This is a genomic window from Micromonospora sp. NBC_01699 (assembly GCF_036250065.1).
Taxonomy (GTDB): domain Bacteria; phylum Actinomycetota; class Actinomycetes; order Mycobacteriales; family Micromonosporaceae; genus Micromonospora_G.
In genome coordinates this window covers 551414-574326 of record NZ_CP109199.1, presented here as the reverse complement: position 1 = coordinate 574326, position 22913 = coordinate 551414, and the positions used below count along the sequence as shown (strand labels likewise).

Below are 22913 nucleotides of genomic sequence, written 5' to 3'. Positions count from 1 at the left end.
TCCGGGGCCCCACCGTGTCGGTCAGGCGCCCCGGTAGGCGCGGATGATGGTCTGTTCGATGCCGCTGCCACCGTCGGCGGTCGCCTTGATCCGCAACGAGACGAACTGCCCCGCCGCCACCGCCGGCAGCGCGGCGGTGAAGGTGTCGGAACCACCCGGCCGTACGGCCACAGGCTGCCAGGTCACGCCGTCGTCGACGGAGGTTTCCAGCGTGAACGAGGTGAGGTTCTGCCGCGCCACGCCGTGCGTCTGGAACACCGTGAAGCTGGCCTCACCACCGTTCGGCTTGTTCGCCGCGTCGAGCGGCAGCGCGTAGTCGACCGACAGCAGCGGCACCGGGATGTCGCTGTCGGCGCTCGCCGGGCCGGTGGAGCGGAACGTCCAGGCGGTGTTGACCCGGCTCGACAGGCTCATCAGCCGGGTCGCGTCCAGGTCGTAGGTGAGCCGGTAGTCGCCGGCCGCCTGCGGAATCTCGAACTCGCCGTACGACTCCGGCTGCTCGCCGACCAGTACGCCGTCGCGGTACAGGGTCAGTTTGCGGGTGGTCAGGTCGTAGAACCCGTCCCAGGGGCTGATGCAGTCGAACCGTTGGTGCTGGTCGGACAACTCAACCAGGTCCACCCGCAGCAGGCCCTGCGTACGCCGGATCGGCTGTGGCTGGCACTCGCTCGGTGAGAGCGTCGGGTCGTCGTACCAGTCGGGGCGCAGCGGTTGGCGTACCCAGGTCTTCTGGTGTCGGCTGCCGGCCGGGTACTGCCGCATCGCCTCCTGGGTCACCACCACGGTCTGCGGGTCGAACAGGTCGAAGGCGCCGGAGAAGAACGCCTCGTCCACGTAGGAGTAGCCGGGCGTGAGGTAGTCGACCCGGGTGGCCGGGACCTCGTTCGTCGCGGCGTCGATCAGGAACATCTCGTCGGCGGTCAGGCCGTACCGCTTGTGGCTGGTGACCGCGCCGGGGGTGTCCATGGTGTGGAAGGTCTGGTCGATCCGGATGAGCTGGGCCTGCTCGGCCGGGGTGACCCGCCACGACAGGTCGGTCGGGATGCCGTCCGGCAGGGCCCGGATCAGCTCGTAGACGAACGGGGTCGGCACGGTGCCGGGGGCGTGCAGGCTCACGCTCGCGTACGCCTCGAAGCCGCCGATGCCGGGCTTCTCCATCGGGATGGCGTACGCTCCCCAGGTTTTCGCGGCCTCGCCCCAGGCGAACGCGAAGTCCTCGCTGACCAGGGTGCCGTCCGCCGCCCGCTGCCGGTAGGTGACGCCGACCTGGGCGGCCTCGGTCGCCAACCCGTCGAGCGTCGCCCTGACCGGGCTGGCCTGCCCGGCGTCGGCGACCAGGGTCACATCCCGGTCCACGACCACGTCCGGGTCACCGACCAGGATCATGCGGCTGAGCCCGGTGTCCGGGTTGTCCTCGACCTGGTAGCCGGCGACGCTGTACCGGCCCGCCGGCACCCGGATCGTCACCGGCTCGGTCGGCGACAGGTTGGTGAACTCGTTGAAGCGTGTCGGGTCGTCGATGCTGGCGATCCGTACCCCGCCCCACTGGTCGATGCCGGGGCCGGCATCGGGCAGCGACGTGACGCGCAGCGCCAGGTCGTAGCTGCGCGGTTCGACGTAGAAGGCGACCGGGGTGCTGGCGACAAATGTGCCGCCCGGCGTCCGGGCGGTGACGGTCGCGGTGTAGAGCCCCGGTTTGGCGGCCAGCCGGGTCGGGTCGACCCGCATGGTCACGGTCGAGACGCCGCCCCGGCCGACGGTGAGCCGGTCGGCCGAGAGCCGCACGGCGCCCGGCGGCGCGTTCGCACCGGTACGGGTCCGTACGGTCAGGCCCAGGTTCAGGGTGACCGGGCTCCGGCCGTTGTTGATCCAGCTCAGTTTGGTCGAGGCGGTTCCGGACTGCGGATAGGCGAAGATGCCGAGATCGACCACGTCCTGTCCGGCGACCACCCCGGTCAGGGCGCGTACGGCGTCCAGCCGGCCGGCACCGACCGCGTAACTGTCCACGTTCGACAGTGGCTCGGCGGCGCCGACCAGGGCGGCCTTGAGCTGGTCGGGGCGCCAGCCCGGGTGTCGTTGGGCGAGCAGGGCGGCGGCCCCGGCGACGTGCGGGGCGGCCATCGAGGTGCCGGAGGCGGCGGTGTAGCGGGCGTCGACCGGGGTGCCCATGGACGTACCGGTGGCCCGTGCGGCGACGATGTCGACACCGGGGGCGACCAGTTCCGGCTTGGCGGCCATGGTGTTGACCAGCGGCCCCCGGTCGGAGAACTCGGCGAGCGTGTCGGTGCCGTCGACCGCGCCGACGGTGAGCGCGGTGCCGGCGGCGCCGGGCGAGGAGATCTGTCCGGGGGTCGGGCCGGCGTTTCCGGCGGAGACGACGAACAGGGTGCCGTGCTGGGCGGTGAGGTTGTCGACGGCCAGCGACAACGGGTCCGTACCGTCGCTGGGTTCCCATCCGCCGAGGCTCATGTTGACCACGTCGGCCCGCGCCGCCGCCCACTCCATGCCGGCGATGATCTGCGAGTCGCTGCCGTACCCGTCGTCGGTGAGGACCTTGCCGATGACGAGGTCGGCGTCGGGCGCGACCCCTCGGCGTTGGCCGGGTGCGCCCGCGCCGGTGCCGGCGATCGTGGCCGCGACGTGGGTGCCGTGCCCGTTGCCGTCGACCGCGTCGCCGCCGTCGACGGTGAAGTCGGCCCGCTCCACCACCTGTCCGACCAGGTCGGGGTGGGTGAAGTCGGCACCGGTGTCGAGCACGGCGACCCGGCTGCCCCGACCGGTGACCCCGTCCCGCCACGCCTTGTGCGCGCTGATCTGGGTCAGGTTCCGGTCGAGCCGCCCGGTGTCCGGCCGACGATCGGTGTCCGGAGCGGCGTTCAGCGGTGCGGTCGCGCCGGCCACCGACACCCGGCGGTCCAGCCACACCTTCGGGCCGGCGTCCGCGGTCCGCGCACCGGGCGCGGCGGGCGCGCGGTTGGTCAGCGTACGGATGAAGTCCGCCCCGCTCGTCTTCGGCTGACGGCCGGCGACCGCGGCGATGGTCGGCAGTGCTCGGCGTTCGCCCAGGCTCGCGGCGAGCGGCTCGGCGGCGAGCGTGCCCGCCGCGCGTGCCCCGGCCCCGCCCGGCCGGACGATCAGCGGCAACTCTGTCGTACGCGCGTCGTCGTAGCCGTCGAGGATCAGCGCCGTCACGTCGAACAGCGACTCGTCCAGCACCGACCCGACCAGGCCGGCCACCTCACCCGGCACGACCCGTACGTGACCGTCCGCGCCGCAGCTGCGGTGCTGGACCCCGCTCGGCTTCGCCGGCCGCACACTGACCACCGGGCAGGCCGAACCCCGCCCCGAAACGGTCACCACGTCCCCGGTCAACAGCGTCACCGTGTACGTCCGGTCCGCCGGCAGGACCGGCCCACCGGAACCGGGCGGTGTGGTCGCCGGTGTCGACGGCTGCGGCTGTGCCAGCGCCGGGCTGCCGGACATGCCGAGAGTGGCGGCGACCACCGCCGCGGTCACCGCCACCCGATTGGAACGACTGTGTCTACCCCGTGCCATCAAGCGCTTTCCCTCTCTTGAGCCCACGGTCGCCCCCCGGCCCGCGCTGACGCACGCATCGGGACGCGACGATGCCGGTCCCCCGATCAGGGACCCTCATCTCATTGACGCAGCTCGACCGCCAACGGTTGTGCTGTTACGCCGGCAATCCGACTCGGCTCACGTCACGCAGCGCCGAAGGCTAGAGCGACCCCTTCGCCACCACCCATTCCATGGCTTGCCCGGTGATGGCTGCGATGCGGTCGTAGTCGGCGTTGTTCAGGCACTCAAGGCTGGTGATTTGGCAGGCCGCGAGCCGTCCCTCGGCCAGCAGGGCTTCGAACCGACGTCGAACCTGCGAATAGGCCCCTGGAGGACATAGACGGATGTGTCGGCGAGGTAGACGCTGCCGGCCATCACGCGGCATCAGCCTGACGGGCGTCCTCCACCAGCCGCGACAGGTCGCGACCTCCGCCATAGCCCCAGGAGCGGTCCGGATCCGTGAACTCGAACTGCACGCTGTCGAACGCGTTCACGATTTCGACCGCCTGCCTGCGCAACGCGAACGCATGCAGCGCCGCGTTGATGGTGGCGACCTTGGTGTCGGTGCCCAACACCTCGCGGGCCGCCTCCAGCCACTCATCGTTCACGTCCACCGTGATGCGCGTCATACCCACATACGTACACCAAGATCACATCCTGTGACGCACCAACTTCAAGCTGGAAGTGGTGCTTGATGCCCCCGAACGAGCTCAGTTGCGGTTGACGTACGCGGCCAGGCCGCCGAGGTCCTCGTTGGCCAGGAAGACCGAACGGACGTTGAGCAGGGCTTCCTCGACGTGCTCGGTGCAGCTCCAGGCCGAGTCGCCCCAGGAGTCGGCGAGCTTCAGCTCCGCCGGCCGGGGGCACGGGTTGCGGGCACCGCCGAGCTGGCAGTGGTTGGGGTGCGGCAACTGGCGGTGGGCGATGGCGACGTCGCGTACGCGGGTGGTCAGGTCGGCCGGTACGGCGGTCGCGCGGCACTCGGCGGCGACCAGTTCCCGCTCCGCGCGTACGGCGAGGATGGCGGCCAGGCGCAGATCCAACTGTTTCGCGACCAGGGCGGCGAGTTTCGTCAGCACCGCTGTCTGGTTCTCGGTGACCTGGCGGCGCTTGCGGTCGATCACGTTGACGGTGCCCAGCCGGAACCCGTCGGTGGTGACGATCGGCGCCGCCGCGTAGAACCGCAACGCGAATTCGCCCCGGACCAGCGGATGGTTGAGCGTACGCGGATCCAGCGCCGCGTCGGCGACGACGTACGGGCCGTCGGCGCGGAAGGCCGAGGTGCACAGGCCCGGCTCGGTGCCGGCCTCGGTGACGCCGTCGAGGCCCCTCTCGGCGGCGAACCAGACCCGGTCGGCGTCGACGATGGTGACACTGGCGATCGGGGTGCCGCAGACCATCGCGGCCAGCTCGGCGATCTCGTCGAAGGTGCCGTCCCGGGGCGCGTCGAGGATCTCGTAACGACGTACGGCCGCCAGCCGGGCGGCCTCGTCTTCGTCTTCCGGCGACGACGCGGGGGCTTCGAGGGGCAAGAGGGTACCGCTTTCCGGATCGGGGATGGGCAGGGACGGAAAGCCTCCATCCGGCTTCCCCTGAACTCGCACGCTCCGCACTTGCCAGGATGGGAACGACGAGTGACCAGATAGATGATGATCGGTCACTGCCGACTCCGAGGCTATACCCTCCGGAACCGGTCGGCACACCGGCCGGCGGCAGCCAGCCGGGCTGTCACCGTTCGCTCACCCGGAACCCGGCGAGCGGCCGCCGGTCGAGGTCGTACCCCGGTTGACGTGCATCCGGCTGCGCCGGCCGGGCCGCAGGCCCCAGGCCGCGTCGGCGGTGAGCACCACCCCGAGCAGGACCCACCAGCCGCTGACCTCACCACGCAGCCAGCCGGCCACGCCCAGGGCCAGAATCGGTACGAACACCAGCAGCCGTACGCCGCTGAGTATTCGCTGCCACCTCGGCCGGGGATGGTAGGGATCGGCCTTCGGCGGCTTCGCCGAGTATTCGCGTACGGAGTGGACCACGGCGGCGGCGAAGCCCATCCGCTCGGTGCGTACCGCGCCGGGAACCGTGGCCGCCCAGTCCGCCAACTCCCCGGCGCCCCGGCCGATGACGTCGACGGGTACGCCGATCAGCTCCCCCAGTTCGGTGAGCGCCGCCACCGGCACCAGGTCGGTACGCCGCAGCAGGGCGGTGACCGTCAGTGCCTGCTCCGGTATCCCGAACTCCTCGGCCAACTGCCGACCGGCCCGCGCGGTCGCCTCGGGCGTGACCGGTGCGCCACCACCCCACTCGTGCGCCCCGGCGACCCGGTTGCGCCGGGTGAGCACGAAACCCGCGGTCCGCTCCGACCACCAGTAGGCCAGCGTTGCCCAGCGCTTGTCGGCCAGTACCTCGGCGGCCAACGCCAGGCTGGCCCGTTGCCCCCGACCGTCCCAGAGGTGCAGGCTGCGGCTCTCGTCGACCGGGACGGTCCAGGCTGACTGGGTGGTCAGCGGGGCGTCGGCGGCGGCGACCCGCGCGGGCGCGTACATCAGGACCACGCCGACCTCCGGTTGGGCCGGCGCGGCCGCCCGCGCGGTGACCGGCGCGGACCCGGCGGGGGTCAGCAGTTCCAGTGGCAGGCCGAGGGCGCGGCAGGCGTCGGCGAGCCGGGCCGTCGGGTGGTAACCGGTCGACGGGCTGGTCAGCGCGCGGTGCAGCACGGCGGCGCCGTCCGGCAGCCCGAACAGGGCGGCGACCGCCAACGCGTCCGACTCGGCGCAGGTGCCGTCCAGCGGCCCGACCGAACCGCCGTCCGGCCCGTACGCGGACAGCCGCAGCCCGCCGTCGCCGTCCACCCGCAGCCGGCAGGCCGGAGTACGGGCGGCGACGCTGAGCGCGGCGAGGTCCGTCCCCTCCCCGTCGGCACCGGATGACCGCAGCCGGGTCCAGCCGTCCGCCTCGGCCAGCGGCGTCGCCGGTGCGGCGTCGGCGAGCGCGCCGAGGCGGTACGCGCTGGCCCGGACCACGTCGATCGTCTCACCGGCCCCGGTCGTCGGGAGGTCGGTCATCTCAGGACCGGGCCAGCAGCCGGCCGAGCAGACCCCGGTGCGTCCCGTCGACCCGCTCGGCCTCGTAGAGTCCGGGTTCGTCGCCGACCAGCAGGGACCGTCCGACCGCCACGTCCGGCAGGTCGAACACCCGGCAGACCTGCCGCAGCAGGTCCGCGACCAGCGGTTGCGGGCGACCGGGCACCGGGTCGTTGCGGATCAGCGCCAGTTCGCCGGCCTGTTCCGGGCGGCCGTAGGCGGTGGCGATCTCAGCGCAGTAGACGTCCCACGCCTTGCGGTCGGAGAGGTACTCGGTCGGCTCCTCGGGCGGTTGCCAGCCCGCCGTCCACTGGAGGCTCTGCTGACCGCCGTCGGGGGTCAGCATCGTCGCCTCCGCCAGCGACTCGTTGGCCAGCAGCATCCAGGCCGGCACACCCGTACGCCGGACCAGGTCAGAGCCGGGCCTGGCCAACCGGCGACTGCTGGACCTGGTGCCCGGTGGGGAGTCGAACAGCACGATGGTGCCGAGCGGATCGGGTGCGACAAAGCCGCCGACCCGGCCCGCGTGTACCGAGTCGCGTACCCGGTCCAGCGGTGCCTTCGTCACGACCGCGTACGTTCCCACTGCCGGTCTCCCGTCATCGGTCTTGGCTGCGGAAGCTACCCGAGCCGGGTCGATCGGTCCATGGCCCGGTGTGTGTCGTTTCCGGCGCCGACAGGAATCGATCATCGACGCCCCGCCCGTACGCTTTGCCACCGCCCCGGCCGACGGATTGTTTGCGCTGGTCGTTGCCGGTCCGGTCCGATTCGACGGCAGCCGGAACTGATGATCGGCTCCGTCGATGAATTGTTCTGGACAGCCACGGATCCGGTACTAATCCGTCGCCGTTGTCGACCCGGTTGAGTACAGTCCCCGAGCCGACGATGGTGAGGAGAACCGTGGAACCGACCGGGACGATCGGTGCGCGACGCGCCGGACAGGTGCTGATCTTCGACGCCGACGACACACTCTGGGAGAACAACATCCTGTTCGAGCGGGTGATCGACGACTTCCTCGAATGGGTGGCCCACCCGACCCTGGACCGGGTCGAGATCCGGGCCATCCTGGACGACATCGAGCGGGCCAACGTGGTGACCCACGGGTACGGCAGCGCGATCTTCCTGCACAGTCTCGGCGACTGCCTGGCCCGGCTGCGCGAACGACCGGCCACCGAGGCGGAACGGCGGCAGATCGAGGAACTCGCGGTGGCGCTGGTCGAGCGCCGGGTGGAACTCGTGCCCGGGGTGGCGGACACGCTGACCGAGCTGGGCCGGCGGCACGTCCTGCTGCTGCTGACCAAGGGCAACACCGAGGAGCAGCAACGCAAGATCGACGCGTCCGGGCTGGGACACCACTTCCGCCGTACGCACATCGTGGTGGAGAAGAACGTGGAGGTCTACCGGCAGGTGGTGGCCGAGCACGGGCTGTCGCCGGATGCCACCTGGATGATCGGCAACTCCCCGAAGTCGGACATCCTGCCGGCGCGGGCGGCGGGGATGAACGCGGTCTACATCCCGGACCCGTACCCGTGGGCGCTGGAGCACGCCGACCTCGATCCCGAGGACAGCCGGGTGCTGACCCTGTCGACCTTCCCCGACCTGCTCGACCACTTCTGACCGGCGTACGAGCGGGCTGCCTGTCCATCGGTCAGCCCGGCACCGCGGCCGGGCGGCGGACCGGTGATCGCTCCGATCCGCCGCCCGGCTCCGAGTGGAAGGGTCAGCGCAGGGCGGCGCGGGCGGCCACGGCGGTGTCCGGGTGGTCGCTGAACACACCGTCGAGGCCGAGGCTGAAGAACAGCTCGTACTCGGCCGTGATGTCGCCACGGGCGTTCGGGTCGGCGCCGAGCCGGAAGTCGGTCGGCAGGAACTGGTTCTCCGCCCGGAACGTCCAGGCGTGCACGTCCAGGCCGACCCGGTGGGCGTCCCGGACGACGGTGGTGGGGGCGAGCAGCTTGCCGCTGGCGTCACGGGGCACGAGCAGGTTCTTGGTCGCGCCGATCCCGTCCGCGTACGTGCTGATCCACTTCAGGTTCTCCGGCTTGACCAGGTCCTGGTAGGTGCGCGGGTCACCGGCGACGGTGAAGTCGTACGGCCGACCGGCGGCGTCGAGCAGTTGCGCCAGGCGTACGTCGGTCAGCCTGCTCAGCTTGCGCAGGTTCGCCGTCTCGAAGGACTGGATGAACACGGCGTCCCTGCGGCTGTCCAGCCCGTTGCGGTCGAGCACCCGGACCAGCGGCTCCTCCAGGGCCAGCCCGATCGACTGGAAGTAGGTGGGGTGCTTGGTCTCCGGGTAGATGCCGATGGTCCGGTCGAGCCGCCGGCTCTCGGACTTGGCGAGGTCGATGACCTCCTGGAGGGTCGGGATCTCCAGGGTGCCGTCGAAGGTGGTGTTGGTCGGGCGGACCTGCGGCAGCCGCTCCTTGGCCCGCAGCGTCTTCAGCTCGGTCAGGGTGAAGTCCTCGGTGAACCAGCCGGTGACCGCGATCCCGTCGATGGTCTTGGTGGCCTTGCGGGCGGCGAACTCCGGGTGGTCGGCCACGTTGGTGGTGCCGGAGATCTCGTTCTCGTGCCGGGCGACCAGCACCCGGTCGCGGGTGGACACCAGGTCGGGCTCGATGAAGTCGGCACCGAGGCGGATCGCCAACCGGTACGCCTCCAGCGTGTGCTCGGGCCGGTAGCCGCTGGCTCCACGGTGGGCGATCACCAGCGGCTTCGCCGCGTCGCGGGACCTGTCCGCGTGCCGCTCGGCCGACTCGCCGCCGTCGCGGGCGGCGAACGACGAGGTGGGGACCGCCACCACCGCCGCCAGCATGACGCCGGCCAGGCCGAGGATGGAAAGGGTACGTCGCACCGAAGATCTCCTGACGTGGGGTGGTTCGGGTGGAACCCGATCCAACCGCCGGGGGACGACGGTCAGGAGGTCAGTGGTTGACCGAGAGATGAATAGCTATCCGGTACGGGAGCCGGATGACCTGCGGTGACGGTCAGGTGGCGCGGCTCAGGCGGTGGCGAGGAGCTGATCGACCGGGGCGTACTCGTCGGTGAGCACCATCGCGTCGCCAACGAATTCGTCCAGGTCCGGCCCGTCGAGCACGGTGACCGGTTCGTCGGTCGCGCCGAGCCGCAGGCGCATCGCGTCGAGCGGCAACGGGGTGTCGGTGGCGACGATCAGGAAGTTCGCTCCCCGCGCTCCGGTGATCGCGTTCGGCGGCGCGACCAGCGCGACGTGGCTGAACTCGGCCATCACGGTGGCGAGTTCGGCGCGGATGAACCGCAGCGGCGGGTAGTCGATGACGTTCTGCACGTACAGGCCGCCGGGGCGGACCACCCGGCGGATGTCGGCCGCCATCTCCCTGGTGGCCAGGTGCCAGGGCACCACGAGGTGACCGAAGGCGTCACCGACCACCAGGTCGGCGCTGTCGTCGGGCAGCTCGCCGACCAGCATCCGGGCGTCGCCGACCACCGCGCGCAGTTCCGGGCCCGGCCGTACGCCCAGTTCGCGGCGGCCCAGCTCGACCAGCTCACCGTCGATTTCGAACACGGTGTTGACGGTGCCCGGTCGGGTGGCGCTCAGGTAGGTCGGGATGGTGAACCCGCCGCCGCCGAGGTGCACCGCGTCCAGCCGCTGCCCGGCCGGCGCGAACACGTCCGTCACCGCGCCGATCCACTGGGTGTACGTGAACTCCAGGTGCGTCGGGTCGGCCAGGTCGACGTACGAGTGCCAGGCCGAGTTGAGCACCAGCAGCCGGCCGTCCGGGTTCTCCTCGTCGGCCTCGACGCTGGCGCAGTGGTACGCGGTCTCCACGTCGCACGGGTTCGGCGCCACCGTGGCCAGTCCCGCCCCGACCAGTCCGAGCAGCGCCACGGCCGCCTTCACCCGGGGGCGGCCCGGCGTCGTGGTCCGGTCCAACCGCCACAGGTACCAGCCGAGCCAGAGCCCGGTCAGGCCGAGCAGCAGCGCGAGCCCGACCATGATGACGGTGCTCGGCAGGGCTGCGACCAGCACGAATCCGGTGCCGAGGGTGGCGGTGATGCCGCCCAGGGTGCCGATGCTGGACAGTCGCCCGACGACCTGCCCGGTCCGGCGCAGGTCGCTCAGTTGCAGCTTCACCACCAGCGGGGTGACGGCGGCGAGCAGTGCGGCGGGCAGGAACACCGCCAGCGCGGTCAGCAGCAGGATGCCGGCGGTGGCGCCGCCGCGCAGCACCTCACCGGCGTATCGGACCACCGGCAGGGTGATGGCGGTGCTGATGCCGGCGAGGACGAGGGCCGGGGCGAGCAGCGTACGGGGGTCGCGCCGGTCGGCCAGCCAGCCGCCGAGCCAGGCGCCGTACGCGATGGCGCCGAGCGCCACCCCGATCACCGAGCTGGTGACCTGGAGGGTGACGCCGAGGTACGGGCCGACCAGGCGCAGGGAGACGGTCTCCAGCACGAGCACCGCGCCGCTGGCGAGGAAGACGAGGGTGGCGGCGAGGCCGTTGGGCAGTGCGCGGGCACCGGCCGCCTCGGGCGTGGGCGGACCCGTCGGTGTCACGGGCGCGTCCGCCGGGGCCGGTACGTCAGCGGGTGTTGTGTCCATCGGTGGGATGGTACGCAGGCTGGCTGCGGGTTCGCGTCAAACCATCGAGAGATGAACGTGGTTCGTGTGGTCGCCGGCCGGGCTGCCGCCGCCGTTGTAGGACCGCCATCCGGTGCCGGGCATCCAGATCTGTCGGTACCAGATGACGTAGAGCACGCCGAGCGAGCCGGCGTTCTTCACGTAGTACGCGGCGAGGTTGTTGCCGTAGGTGCGGTCGCCACCGGTGGCGTCGGCGTCCTTGAAGCCGTCGGTCGCGGAGGAGAAGTCGCAGGCGCGTCCCTTGGGGTGTTCCCCGCCGCCGCTGGGGCGGTGGCAGGAGACGTAGCGCTTGTAGCCGGCGGCCTTGGCCTGGTTCATCGCGTGCAGGGTGCGCGGGGTGATGCAGCCGGAGGTGGTCGGGTCGTTGACGGTGCAGGACTCCTTCGGCCAGGAGCCGTCGGAGTTCTTCGGGGCCGACTTGGCCGAGGGCGAGTTGGCGGCGACAAAGCCGGTGGCGCTCTTGCCGCCGACGGCGGCGAGCGCGCGTTCGGCGTCCGTCTTGCGCTTGGCGATGACGGCGAGCTGCTTCTGCTGTTCGCGCACCTCGTTGTCGATCGCGGCCTTGGCCCGGGTCGCTTCCTCGCGGGCCTGCGTGAGCGCCCGGAGCTGCTTGTCGTCGCGCTGGGCCATCACCTCCAGCCCGGCGGCCCGCTCCAGGAACGCCTCCGGTGAGACGCTGTTGAGCAGGGTGGCGACGGCACTGAGCCGGCCGAGCCGGTAGGACTCGACGGCGACCTCGGCGACAATCGCGTTCAGCTCGACCAGCCGGGTCTCGACCTTGGTCAGCTCGGCGGTGAGTGCCGCCTGACGCTTGACCGAATTGTCGAGTTTGGCCTTGGCCTCGATGTGTCCCTTGGAGACGGCTTCGAGCGTGTCGCGCAGGGCCTTGCTGCCGCCCTCCTCACCGGGACCGCTCGGCGCGAACGCGAGTGGCCCGTAACCGAGAGTACGGGTGGCGGGCGCCGCGGCGGCGGCGGGGGTTCCGGTGGCGACCACAACGGCGGCGAGCAGTGCCGCGAGCGTTACCGACGCGCGGCGCCGGATCCTGGCCGTCCTGCGAGGCACGAAAGCCATTCCTTCCGTCGGCCGCCTACCCCGGTTACCTGGTAGCTCTTTCGGCGGCGGCCACCGCCGGCGCCGGATGTGGCGCCTCCGGGCGAGAGACCGGGGGTCACACTACCGGACCACGGGCACGCTGTCGGCCCTACGGCTCACCACATCGCATAGTCGCCGGTGAGTGAAACACATCATTCACACTCTGTATCGGCGGTCACACCGAAGGTGCCGATGATCACGCCAAGGGCGCCGGTCAGACGTCGGGGAGCAGCGTCTCCCGTACCGTGTGCCAGGTTTGTTCGTCGGCGGCGACGAGCAGTCCGTCCCGGTCGTCGGCCGGGTGGTACGGCTCCCCGTCCAAGCGTCGGGCCACCCCGCCCGCCTCCTGCAACAGCAGCACACCGGGCGCGTGGTCCCAGGGCAGCGTGCGCCAGAAGAGCGCGAACTGCTGGGCCCCGGTGAGGATGTCGGCGTACTCGCGGCCGGCGCAGTGCTGACCGGGCAGGACCGTACCGAGCCGGTGGGCGCCGGCCTCGACCGAGGACCGCCAGGCCGGCGGCAGGAACCGGGACATCACCGCGCCGCGCAGCGCCGTCGCCGGAGCGTCGACCGTCGGCCGCACCGCCACCCCGTCAAGGTACGACCCGCGCCCCGCCTCGGCGGTCAGCAGCCGGTCGGCGATCGGGTCGAGGATCCAACTCGCCCGGATCACCCCGGCCTCCAACAGCGCCACCATCACCGCGAACGGCTCCCGTCCGGCGGCGAAGTTGGCGGTCCCGTCGAGCGGGTCGACCAGCCAGGCCGGGACCGTACCGTGCAGGTGCGCAAGGATCGCGGGGTCGGCGGCGACGCCCTCCTCGCCGACCACGACGGACCCGGGCAGCAGCCGCAGCAGTCCCTCGCCGAGGACCCGCTCGGCCCGCCGGTCGGCGACCGTGACCAGCTCGCCGGGGGCCTTCTCGGACACGTCGGCCCGCCCCAGGTGACCGAAGAGCGGCAGGATGACCTCGGCCGCGGTGGTCCTGAGCAACGCCCCCACTTCATCGATCATGGCGTCAGCCCCGCGGCGGGAGCTTCACCACGCTGACGAAGAACTCGTCGATCTGCCGGACCACCGTGATGAACCGCTCGAAGTCGACCGGCTTGGTCACGTACGCGTTCGCGTGCAGCTGGTAGCTGCGCAGGATGTCCTCGTCGGCCTGCGAGGTGGTCAGCACCACCACCGGGATCCGGCAGAGCTGCTCGTCGTTCTTGATCTCCCGCAGCACCTCCCGACCGTCGCGGCGGGGCAGGTTGAGGTCGAGCAGGATCAGGTCCGGCAGCGTGACGTCCGAGTACTGGCCCTCGCGCCGCAGGTACGCCAGCGCCTCCGCGCCGTCGCAGACCACGGTCAGCCGGTTGCGCAGCTTGTGCTCCTCGAACGCCTCCTGCGTCATGAGCACGTCCCCGGGGTCGTCCTCGACCAGCAGGACCTCTATCGGACTTCTGCCGTCCGGTGGTGCCGTCATGCCACGATCTCCTTCATCCCACCGGTCTGCGGTCCGTCCGGCCCAGCGGCCGCCGGTCCGTCCGGCTCGTTCGAGTTGTCGTCGTCCGGTCGCGATCCGTCCGGGCCGGCGGACTGCCCCGGTACGGCCGGCGCGGCGGCCAGCTCCGGCTGGTCGACCTCCACCGTCTCCGGCTGGTCGACCTCCACCGTCTCCGGCTGCTCGACCTCCACCGTCACCGGCAGGGTGAACCGGATGACGGTCCCCTCGGTGGCCTCCAGGTCGACCCAGATCCGCCCACCGTGGTACTCGACGATCTTCTTCACGATCGCCAGCCCGATCCCGGTGCCCGGGTACGCGTCCTTCGAGTGCAACCGCTGGAAGATCACGAAGACCTTGTCCACGAACTCCGGCTCGATCCCGATGCCGTTGTCCTCGCAGCTGATCTCCCACTCGTCGTCGACCCGGCGGGCCGAGATCCGTACCAGCGGCGGAACGTCCGGGCGGCGGAACTTGAACGAGTTGCTGACCAGGTTCGCCAGCAGGTTGGTCAGCAACGGTTCCTCGCCCAGCACCACCGGCAGGTCGGACCAGGTCAGCTCGCCACCGGCGTACTGCCGGGCCGCCTCGGTCTGCCCGGCGACATCGCCCATCACCTGGTTCAGGTCGACCTCGGCGAAACCGGTGGTGAGCCGGCCGATCCGGGAGAACGCGAGCAGGTCGTTGATCAGGCGCTGCATCCGCTGGGCGCCGTCGACGGCGAACGCGATGTACTGGTCGGCGCGCTCGTCGAGCTGGCCGGCGTACCGGCGTTGCAGCAGCTGGCAGAAGCTCGCCACCTTGCGCAGCGGCTCCTGGAGGTCGTGCGAGGCGACGTAGGCGAACTGCTCCAGGTCACGGTTGGACCGGACCAGCTCCTCCGCCTGCTTCTGGAGCTGGCTGTTGACCCACTCGATCCGGGTACGCGCCTCGCGTACCTCGGCCAGGTCCGCGGCGATCTTGCGGCGCATCGCGTCCACGTCGGCGGCGAGCAGGGCCAGCTCGGGTGGGCCCGTCTGCTCGATGTCGCGCTGGTAGTCGCCCTGGGCGACCGCGCGTACCTGCTCGGCCAGGCGGGTCACCGGGCCGATCACCGCCCGGTTCAGCGACACCAGCAGGGCCACCCCCGCCAGGACCACCACCACCCCGGCGAGGATGAGCAGCAGGACCAGGGTGTTACCGGTCTTGCGGGCCTTGGTGGCGACCTCGTTGCGCAGGTCGAGGATCAGCTCCTGCAACCGGCTGGTCGAGCCGCGCAGCGCGTCGAACTGCTGCCGCCCCCGCTCGTTGACCAACAGCTGGCCGGCGCTCGGGCCGCCGCTGGTGGTCGCGTCGACGATCGGCTGGGCCACCTCCGCCCGCCATCGCTCCGCCTGGTCCCGGACCAGGTGCAACTGCCGGCGGATCTCCGGCTGGTCGTCGAGCAGCGCGTCCATCCGGGAGATCAGGACGCCCTCCTGCCCGATCCCCTCGTCGTACGGCGCCAGGTCCGCCCGGTCACCGCTGACCGCGTAACCGCGTACGGCCGTCTCCTGGTCGACCAGCGCGGTCGGCAACGACTCCGCGTCGGTACGCAGCGGACCGGTCTTGGTCAACAGGGTGTCCAGGTGGGTCCGGTTCGCGTTGGCCACCAGCGCCTCGCCGACGGCGAGCAGGGCCAGCACCGAGCCCACCACCACGAGTAGCGCGGTGACCCGGCGGCGCAGGCTCCAGCCGTACGGGCGCAGGGCCGAAGTTGCCGTACTCATCAGCGACCCCCGCCCCGGCTGACCAGCAGCATCGCCACGTCGTCGGCGAGCGGGCCGCCGTTGAGCTCCTCGGCCCGGCTGACCAGCCAGCCCGGCAGCTCGGCCAGCGGCACGCCCCGCGTCCTCGGGTCGGCGACCAGCCCACCGAGCCCCGGTACGTCGAGCCGGTCCGGCCCCTCGCCGACCCGCCCCTCGATCAATCCGTCGGTGTAGAGCAACAAAGACCAGTCCTCGGTGTCGAAGGCGAGATCGAAGGCGATCGGCGGGCGGGGGCGGACCCCGAGCAGCAACCCGCCCGGGACCTGCACCGGGGCGACCCGGCCACCGGAGAGCAGCAGCGGCGGCGGATGCCCGGCGAGCCGGAAGGTGGCCCGGTTCGCGGCCAGGTCCAGCCGTACGGTGGCGACCGTCGCGAAGATCTCCCGGAGCCGACGCTCGCTCATCAGCACCTGCTCCAGCGCGGGCAGCACCTCGTCGTCCGGCACCCGGGCGAGCACCAGGGCCCGCCAGGCGACCCGCAGCTCGACGCCGAGCGCCGCCTCGTCCACCCCGTGCCCGCAGACGTCGCCGACGATCAGGTCGACCCGGTTCGGGGTGGTCTGGACGACGTCGTAGAAGTCGCCGCCGATCAGGGCGGCGTGCCGGCCGGGCCGGTAGAAGGTGTGCACCTCGACCTGGTCGGTGTCCATCAGCGGCTGCGGCAGCAGGCCGCGCTCCAGCCGGGCCGACTCCGCCTGGCGCAACTCCACCTCGCGCAGCCGCCGGGCGTTCTCGTCGGCCCGCTTGCGCTCGACCGCGTAGCGCAGCGCCCGGGACAGCAGGACCCCGTCGACCTGCCCCTTGACCAGGTAATCCTGGGCGCCCTCGGCGACCGCGTCGACGCCGAGCCGCTCGTCCTGGCGGCCGGTGAGCACGCAGACCGCCGCACCGGTGGACATGGCCAGGACCTGGCGGAGCCCGTCCAACCCCTCGGCGTCCGGCAGCCCGAGGTCGAGCAGTACGCAGTCCACCCCGGCGATCTGCTGCCGGGCCTGGTTGAGGCTCGTCGCCACCAGCAGGTCGATCGCCGACTGGGTCTCGGCGAGCAGTTCACCGACCAGGAAGGCGTCGCCCTCATCGTCCTCGACCAGCAGCACCCGCAACCGCTCGCCCGCCGGCAGATTCGGATGCCGGCTGAGCCCACCGTGCGGGTACGTCCGCTGGGGCACCACGGAAGAACCGGTCATACCGGCACTCCGTACCGCTGCGGACCGGTCCCGGATCGGGGATCCTCGATACTGATCTCCTGCTCCTTCGCGATCAACCTGCTGATCCTGTACCAACCAACGCTGCCACACAACACGGGGAACGCGGTGACCCGCGCCGACTGGCCGATCATCCGACCGGACCGCCGATCGGGCCCGCTTCCGGTGACATGCGCGCGGCGCGGGCGGCGATCACCTCGCCGAGGATCCCGTGCAGCCGACCGCAGTCGAGGCAGTGCAGGTTGTCGTCCAGCCGCCGGCCGCCGCACTCCGCGCAGCGGCCCCGGTCGCCCGGATCACGGTAGCCGGCCAGTGCGGCGCCCAGCGCCCGGACCAGGTACGGAGTGAGCGCGAGACGCTCGGTGGCGTGCCGGTGCCGTAGCTCGACCGAAGCCACCGGGGAACCCGACGGATCCGGGTCGTACGGCGCCACCCGCTCGACGAACTGCCGCAGCAGGTCGATCGGATCAGGCTCAAGAACCGGGGTCATACGCCCCACGCTATGCGACAACCGGGGCCAACCGTCAGTCACCCACCGGCACCCGGCCACGGCTCGGATAGCGCGGACCGTACGCACCGGTAACACTGATCACCCGCGCCCCAGGAAGACCCCCCTTCCCCCAGGAGAAACCGTGGCCGCACCCGCCCCGTCACCACCCGGACACGCACCCGCCCGACCGGTCCGACCGGTCCGAGTCGCCCGGCGCTGGTCGGTCGCCGCCGCCGCGCTGACCGTGCTGGTCGCGATCGGCGCCGCCGCACTGCTCGACCTGCGTACGCCGGCCCCGGTCGGCGCCGACGCCCCCGCCGACCGGTTCAGCGCCGATCGGGCCGCCGAGCACGTGGGCATCGTCGCGGCGCGCCCGCACCCCGCCGGCAGCCCCGCCAACGACCGGGTCCGGACGTACCTCGAAGGCACCCTGCGCGACCTCGGCCTGTCCACCGAGATCCAGGACACGGTGGCCGAGGAGGCCGGTCAGCTCAGCGGCGCGGCGGGCGGCACCACCCTGGGCCGGGTACGCAACGTCGTCGCCCGCATCCCCGGCACCGATCCGACCGGTCGGATCTTCCTGGTCGCCCACTACGACGCGGTGCCCTCCGGGCCGGGCGGCAACGACGACGCGGTCGGGACCTCGACCATCCTGGAGGTGGCCCGCGCGCTGAGCACCGGTCCCCGCCCCCGCAACGACATAGTGTTCGTGCTGACCGACGCCGAGGAGGCATGCCTGTGCGGCGCTTCGGCGTTCGCGTCCGGGCACCCGCTCGCGGCCGACGGCGGCGTGGTGCTCAACGTCGAGGCGCGCGGCAGCACCGGGCCGGTGATCATGTTCGAAACCTCGCCGGACAACGCCGGCCTGGTCGGCGTCTTCGGCCGGGCCGCCCCGCACCCGGTCGGCACCTCGTTCGCGGTCGAGGTCTACCGGCTGCTGCCGAACGACACCGACTTCACCGCCTTTCTCGACCACGGCTTCACCGGTCTGAACTCGGCCTACCTGGACGGCGGGGCGATCTACCACACCCCGCTGGACACACCGGCCACGGTCGACCGGCGCAGTGTGCAGCAGCACGGCGACAACGCGCTGGCGCTGGCCCGCGAGTTCGGTTCCACCGACCTGGCCGACCTGCGCGCCGGCGACGACGCCACCTACTTCCCGCTGCCCGGCACCCTGGTCCGCTACCCCGGCTGGCTGACCTGGCCACTGGCCCTGCTCGCGGTCGCCGCGGTCGGTCTGCTCGGCTGGCTGACCCGGCGCCGGGGGCAGGCCACCCGGTCCCGGATCGGCGCCGGCTTCGGGCTGGCCCTGCTGCCGATAGTGGTCGCACCGGTGCTGGCGCAGCTGCTCTGGCTGGGCATCACCACCATCCGGCCCGGCTACGCCGAGCTGCTCGACCCGTACCGCCCGCTGTGGTATCGACTGGCGGTGCTGGCGCTGGCCGCCGCCGTACTGCTCGGCTGGTACGCGCTGTTCCGTCGCCGGATCGGGACGGCGGCACTGGCCGTCGGCGGGTTCGGCTGGCTGGCCGTACTGGGGGTGCTGCTCGCCGTACTCACTCCGGGTGGGTCGTACCTGGCCGCCCTGCCCGCGCTGGCCGGCGCGGGCGGCGCGCTGGTGGCCCTCGCCGTACGGCCGGGCAGCCGCTGGGCGGTGGTCGCGGTGACCGCCGGCGCCGGGATCGGGGTGCTCATCCTGCTGCCGACCGTGATGCTGCTGTTCCCGGCGCTGGGCATGGCGATGGGCGGGGTGGCGGCGCTGTTCGCCGTCATGCTCGGGCTCGGCGCGCTACCGGTCCTCGACTTGTTCCACCCCGCACCGCCCGGCACTGGACCGCCCGGCACTGGACCGGCGGGCGAGCCGGCGGGGGTAGCGGCCGCCAGGCGGTGGCCGGGCGCGGTGCCGGGTCTCGCGGCGGCGCTCGCCGCGCTGGTGCTCGCCGGGACCGGCCTGGTGGTCGACCGGTTCGATGCCGCGCATCCGGTGCCGACCCACCTGATGTACGCGCTCGACACCGACACCGGTACGGCCCGCTGGTTCAGCGAGGAGGCCGACCCGCAACCGTGGACCGCCGGGTACGTCGACACACCGGTCTCGACCCGAGCCGACTTCCCGGCGCTCGGCCCCAAGGACGTGCTCGCCGGTCCGGCACAGGCGGCGGCGCTGCCCGCCCCGGCGTTGACCGTGCTCGCCGACCGGACCGACGGTGATCGGCGTACCCTGCGGCTGCGTCTGGCCCCGCAACGGCAGGTGCGTCTGGTCGGCCTGCACGTGGCCGCGTCGACCGCGACGGTGCAACGGGCGACGGTCGCGGGACGTGACGTCCCGGTGACCGTGGCTCCCGACGGCGGACCGTGGTCGTTCGGGCTGGTCTTCCACGCCCCGCCGGCCGACGGGATCGAGATCGAGTTGGTGCTCACGCCCCTTGGCGGCCCGGTGTCACTGCGGGCGATGGACGGCAGCGACGGCCTGTCCGGGCTGCCCGGCTTCCGTCCGCGCCCGGCCGGGGTGGGCGTGGTCGGCTCGCACACCTCGGAGATGGTCGCCGTCGCCCACACCTACTCCTACTGAGCCGTACGAAAGGCTCCAACCGAGTTGTATGGAAGGACCCCTGGTGTGCGTGACCAGGGGCCCTTCCGTACGCCGGTCAGTGGTGCGGGTGGGCGGCACCGTCGTCCTGGTCGGCGACGAATCCCGCGATCCAGGCCAGCGGGGCGTTCCAGTTGATGGTCAGCTCGTTCGTCGACCAGGACTCGATGTCGTCGAGGTAGCAGAACTGCGGCGCGCAGCCGCGCAGTTTCTGCTGCGCCACCGGGTCCTGGATAGCCGAGTTCGGGCCACCGGAGAGGGTGCCTCGGGGCGGGTTCGGCAGGTCCGGGTTGAGCTGGTGGGCGTACCAGCGGCTGTGCTGGTTGCGGGCGGCCACCTCGCCGTAGCCGGTCACGTACGACTGGTTCAGCGCGTTGCGGCCGAACAGGTAGTCCATCGTCTCCAGCACCCCGTCGCGGTAGCGGTCCCGGCCGGTCAGGTCGAAGGCGGTGGCCAGCACTATCGCGTTGTTGATGATCAGGTTGTTGGAACCCCAGTCCCACAGGTTGTCGGCCGGTGCGTACGGCACCCCGTACGGATGGGTCTCGATCGTGGCCAGGTAGCGGTCGGCGCCCCGGACCACCGACGCCCGGACCCGCTCGCGGTCCGGCAGCGAGCTGGGCAGCGTGGCCAGGTCGAGCCGGCCGAGTGCGGCGGTGTTGCCCCAGTCGAAGCCGCGCTCCCGCCAAACGTCGCCGGTGTGGTGCGGCGAGGCGAGCACCGCGTCGCGGTACTCGCGCGCCCCGGTGGTGAGGAACAGCTCGGCGGCGGCCCAGTAGAACTCGTCGCTGACGTCGTTGTCGTTGTAGGCGCCGCCGCCGTTGGCGTCGGCCGGGTCGGCGTACACCGTTGGGTTCGCCCTGGCCGCGGCCCAGGCGGCCTTCGCCGCGCGCAGGTTGCGGTCGGCGAACCCCCGGTCGTACGGGCGGAAGACGCGGGCCGCCTGCGCGGCGGTGGCGGCCAGGTTGAGCGTGGCGGCGGTGCTGGGCGGGTGCAGTTCGCGCCGCTTGTCGTCAAGATGGGGCAGCAGCGGCAGCCCGGTCCACGAGTCGTCGTGGATCTTGTGGTGGGCCATGCCGGCCTTCGGCTTGCCGGCCGGGACCTGCATGCTGAGCAGGAACTCCTGTTCCCAGCGCGCCTCGTCGAGGATGTCCGGCACCCGGTTGCCGCTCTCCGGCAGGTCGAGGGTGCGGTCGCCGAGCTGCCACGGCTGGGCGGTGTCGGCCCGGCGGGAGCGTTCGTACTCGCTCATCAGCTGGTGCACCGAGATGCCGCCGTTGACCACGTACTTGCCGTGGTCGCCGGCGTCGTACCAGCCGCCGGAGACGTCCAAAGTGTAGTCGCAGACACCGGGTTGGCAGGGCACGGCGGTGTCGCCCTGGTTCGGGGCGAGGCCGGCGTGACCGGCCGGACGGCCATAGCCGGGGCGCAACCGGTCGAGGATCTCCACCCCGCTGCGCTGGGTGTAGTAGAACTTCAACGCGTCCGTACGCAGCCGCTCGTAGAAGTCCGTGCCGAGGTCGAACGGCCGGCTGGTCTCCCCGTCGGCGACCAGGGTGTAGCCGCTGCCGGTGTCGGTGTAGCGACCGAAGTCGATCGAGTGCACCCGCTGCCCGGAGGAGGAGTCGAGTCCACGCGGGACGGTCCGGCCGCTGGCCACCACCCGGCCGCTCCGGTTGCGCAGGTGCCAGGGCAGCGCGGCGGTGGCATCGGTGACCACGGTGGCGTTCTTCGGGCCCTTCGGCAGGTAGCCGACCTGGTTGACCCGGACCCTCGGGCCGGTCTCCGGTACGTAGACATCGGGTGCCGCGCCACCGCGCAGCGAGACGTTGTCCAGGCAGACCGTCCACGGCTCGACGCTGCCGCCGAGTTGGAAGGCGACCTGGGCGTTCGGCAGGTCGACCGGGGAGGTGAAGGTGTAGCGGTAGTCGTTGCCGGAGACACTCAGCTCGGGATTGGCGGACAGATACTGCGTGTACGGGTCGACCGGCAACTGCACCAGCGCCTTGCCGACCCTGGCCGGGCTGGCGGTGCCGAAGAACCGGAACTCGTATGTCTCACCGGCGACCAGCGGGACGTTGTCCTGGCCGATGATGACGTCCCACGGATTGACCGTGCCACCGGGTACGGCGGCGCAGAGCCGCCCGCCGCCGCTGTCCAGGGTGAGGTTGCCGGTCCCCCACCAGGGGGCGTGACCGCCGTCGAAGGTGCCGTTGACTATCTGCTCGGGTCCGGGCTCGGGATCTTCGGCGTACGCGGCCGGGCCGCTAAGTGCGGTGCTGGCCAGCGCGGCCACGGTGAGTACGGCGAGCGGTGCGGCACGCCGGGTGGGTGGTCGGTTTCGCACGGGAGTCCTTTCGGTGGAGGACACGGTCCCGCCGGGCGCGACATCACCACCGCGTACGGGTCACGGCACCCAAGGTCATGGAAGCGCTCCCAGCGAGTAGGGCGATATTGACAGCGCATTTCAGGCATGTCAATATCTCGCTCCCACCCACCACAACCGCCCCCAGCCCCCCACCCCCACCACACACACCCGCACACCCCCCACACCCCCCACACCCCCCACACCCCCCACACCCCCCACACCCCCCACACCCCGTCGATCTAGGGGAAATACGTGTGATTAGAGATCGACTAACACGTATTCGCCCTAGATCGACGAGCAGGTAGGGGCCCGTGGGGGGAGGGAGGGGAGGGGTTGGAGGGGTTATTTCCAGCGGAAGTGGACGAAGACTCGGCCGAAGTTGTTCGAGTCCTTTTCTACGCGGTGGTAGATCTGCTTGATTTCCTTTTGGTCGAGGAAGCGCAGCACCCGCTTTTTGAGCTGGCCCGAACCCTTGCCGGGGATGATCTCGACCAGGGTGGCCTTCTTCGCCACCGCCTCGTCGATGATGCCGCGCAGCGCCCGGTCGATGTCCTGCCCCCGGTTGAAGATGTCGTGCAGGTCGAGCTTGAGCTTCATCGCACGCCCATCCCCCG

Annotated in this window: 17 protein-coding genes; 2 read left to right on the top strand and 15 right to left on the bottom strand. The window is 71.6% G+C overall.

What is annotated here, in order from left to right:
• Positions 1-21 precede the first annotated feature (21 nt).
• From OG792_RS02545 to OG792_RS02525, 5 genes are all read right to left on the bottom strand, one after another.
• Entirely contained in the window at positions 22-3522 is a 3501-nt protein-coding gene (locus tag OG792_RS02545) for a S8 family serine peptidase (protein ID WP_329106970.1), read from the bottom strand.
• A gap of 428 nt (positions 3523-3950) precedes the next feature.
• On the bottom strand, positions 3951-4205 hold the full coding sequence (locus tag OG792_RS02540) for a type II toxin-antitoxin system VapB family antitoxin (protein WP_329106968.1): 255 nt from the start codon (positions 4203-4205) through the stop codon (positions 3951-3953).
• Between the two features lie 81 nt (positions 4206-4286).
• The gene (locus OG792_RS02535) at positions 4287-5108 is read right to left on the bottom strand and encodes a GAF domain-containing protein (RefSeq protein WP_329106966.1); all 822 of its coding nucleotides are present in this window, start codon (positions 5106-5108) and stop codon (positions 4287-4289) included.
• A gap of 207 nt (positions 5109-5315) precedes the next feature.
• Positions 5316-6635, bottom strand: a complete 1320-nt coding sequence (locus tag OG792_RS02530; RefSeq protein WP_329106965.1) for a hypothetical protein — start codon at positions 6633-6635, stop codon at positions 5316-5318.
• Position 6636: 1 nt separating this feature from the next.
• Complete coding sequence (locus tag OG792_RS02525) at positions 6637-7239, bottom strand: hypothetical protein (protein WP_329106964.1); 603 nt, start codon at positions 7237-7239, stop codon at positions 6637-6639.
• A gap of 356 nt (positions 7240-7595) precedes the next feature.
• On the opposite strand from OG792_RS02525, the gene OG792_RS02520 reads away from it, so the two are divergent.
• Positions 7596-8270: an HAD family hydrolase gene (locus OG792_RS02520; RefSeq protein WP_329111062.1), complete on the top strand. Its 675-nt coding sequence runs from the start codon at positions 7596-7598 to the stop codon at positions 8268-8270.
• Between the two features lie 103 nt (positions 8271-8373).
• Here the strand turns inward: OG792_RS02520 and OG792_RS02515 are convergent, their stop codons facing one another.
• The 8 genes from OG792_RS02515 to OG792_RS02480 form a co-directional block, all read right to left on the bottom strand.
• Positions 8374-9507, bottom strand: a complete 1134-nt coding sequence (locus OG792_RS02515) for a glycerophosphodiester phosphodiesterase (protein WP_329106963.1) — start codon at positions 9505-9507, stop codon at positions 8374-8376.
• A gap of 147 nt (positions 9508-9654) precedes the next feature.
• Complete coding sequence (locus tag OG792_RS02510) at positions 9655-11235, bottom strand: fused MFS/spermidine synthase (protein ID WP_329106962.1); 1581 nt, start codon at positions 11233-11235, stop codon at positions 9655-9657.
• A gap of 36 nt (positions 11236-11271) precedes the next feature.
• Complete coding sequence (locus tag OG792_RS02505; RefSeq protein WP_442932364.1) at positions 11272-12348, bottom strand: coiled-coil domain-containing protein; 1077 nt, start codon at positions 12346-12348, stop codon at positions 11272-11274.
• Between the two features lie 235 nt (positions 12349-12583).
• Entirely contained in the window at positions 12584-13381 is a 798-nt protein-coding gene (locus OG792_RS02500; RefSeq protein ID WP_329106959.1) for an inositol monophosphatase family protein, read from the bottom strand.
• A 4-nt stretch (positions 13382-13385) separates the two neighbouring features.
• Positions 13386-13838 (bottom strand): response regulator, encoded by a 453-nt coding sequence (locus tag OG792_RS02495; protein ID WP_329106958.1) that lies wholly within the window; start codon positions 13836-13838, stop codon positions 13386-13388.
• Complete coding sequence (locus tag OG792_RS02490) at positions 13835-15604, bottom strand: sensor histidine kinase (RefSeq protein WP_329106956.1); 1770 nt, start codon at positions 15602-15604, stop codon at positions 13835-13837. The genes OG792_RS02495 and OG792_RS02490 overlap by 4 nt, the downstream gene beginning before the upstream one ends.
• A complete protein-coding gene (locus OG792_RS02485; protein WP_329106954.1) occupies positions 15604-16830 on the bottom strand; it encodes a PP2C family protein-serine/threonine phosphatase in 1227 nt (408 codons plus the stop codon). Before OG792_RS02485 ends, OG792_RS02490 begins: the two co-directional genes overlap by 1 nt.
• Before the next feature lie 148 nt (positions 16831-16978).
• Positions 16979-17338, bottom strand: coding sequence for a hypothetical protein (locus tag OG792_RS02480; protein ID WP_329106952.1), 360 nt, complete (start codon positions 17336-17338; stop codon positions 16979-16981).
• A 142-nt stretch (positions 17339-17480) separates the two neighbouring features.
• Here OG792_RS02480 and OG792_RS02475 point away from each other — a divergent pair, with 142 nt between their 5' ends.
• On the top strand, positions 17481-19913 hold the full coding sequence (locus tag OG792_RS02475; protein ID WP_442932363.1) for a M28 family peptidase: 2433 nt from the start codon (positions 17481-17483) through the stop codon (positions 19911-19913).
• Between the two features lie 76 nt (positions 19914-19989).
• On the opposite strand, the gene OG792_RS02470 is transcribed toward OG792_RS02475, so the two are convergent.
• Positions 19990-22278, bottom strand: a complete 2289-nt coding sequence (locus OG792_RS02470; RefSeq protein WP_329106950.1) for a glycoside hydrolase family 9 protein — start codon at positions 22276-22278, stop codon at positions 19990-19992.
• Between the two features lie 363 nt (positions 22279-22641).
• Positions 22642-22896, bottom strand: coding sequence for a Smr/MutS family protein (locus OG792_RS02465; RefSeq protein ID WP_326561197.1), 255 nt, complete (start codon positions 22894-22896; stop codon positions 22642-22644).
• Positions 22897-22913 lie beyond the last annotated feature (17 nt).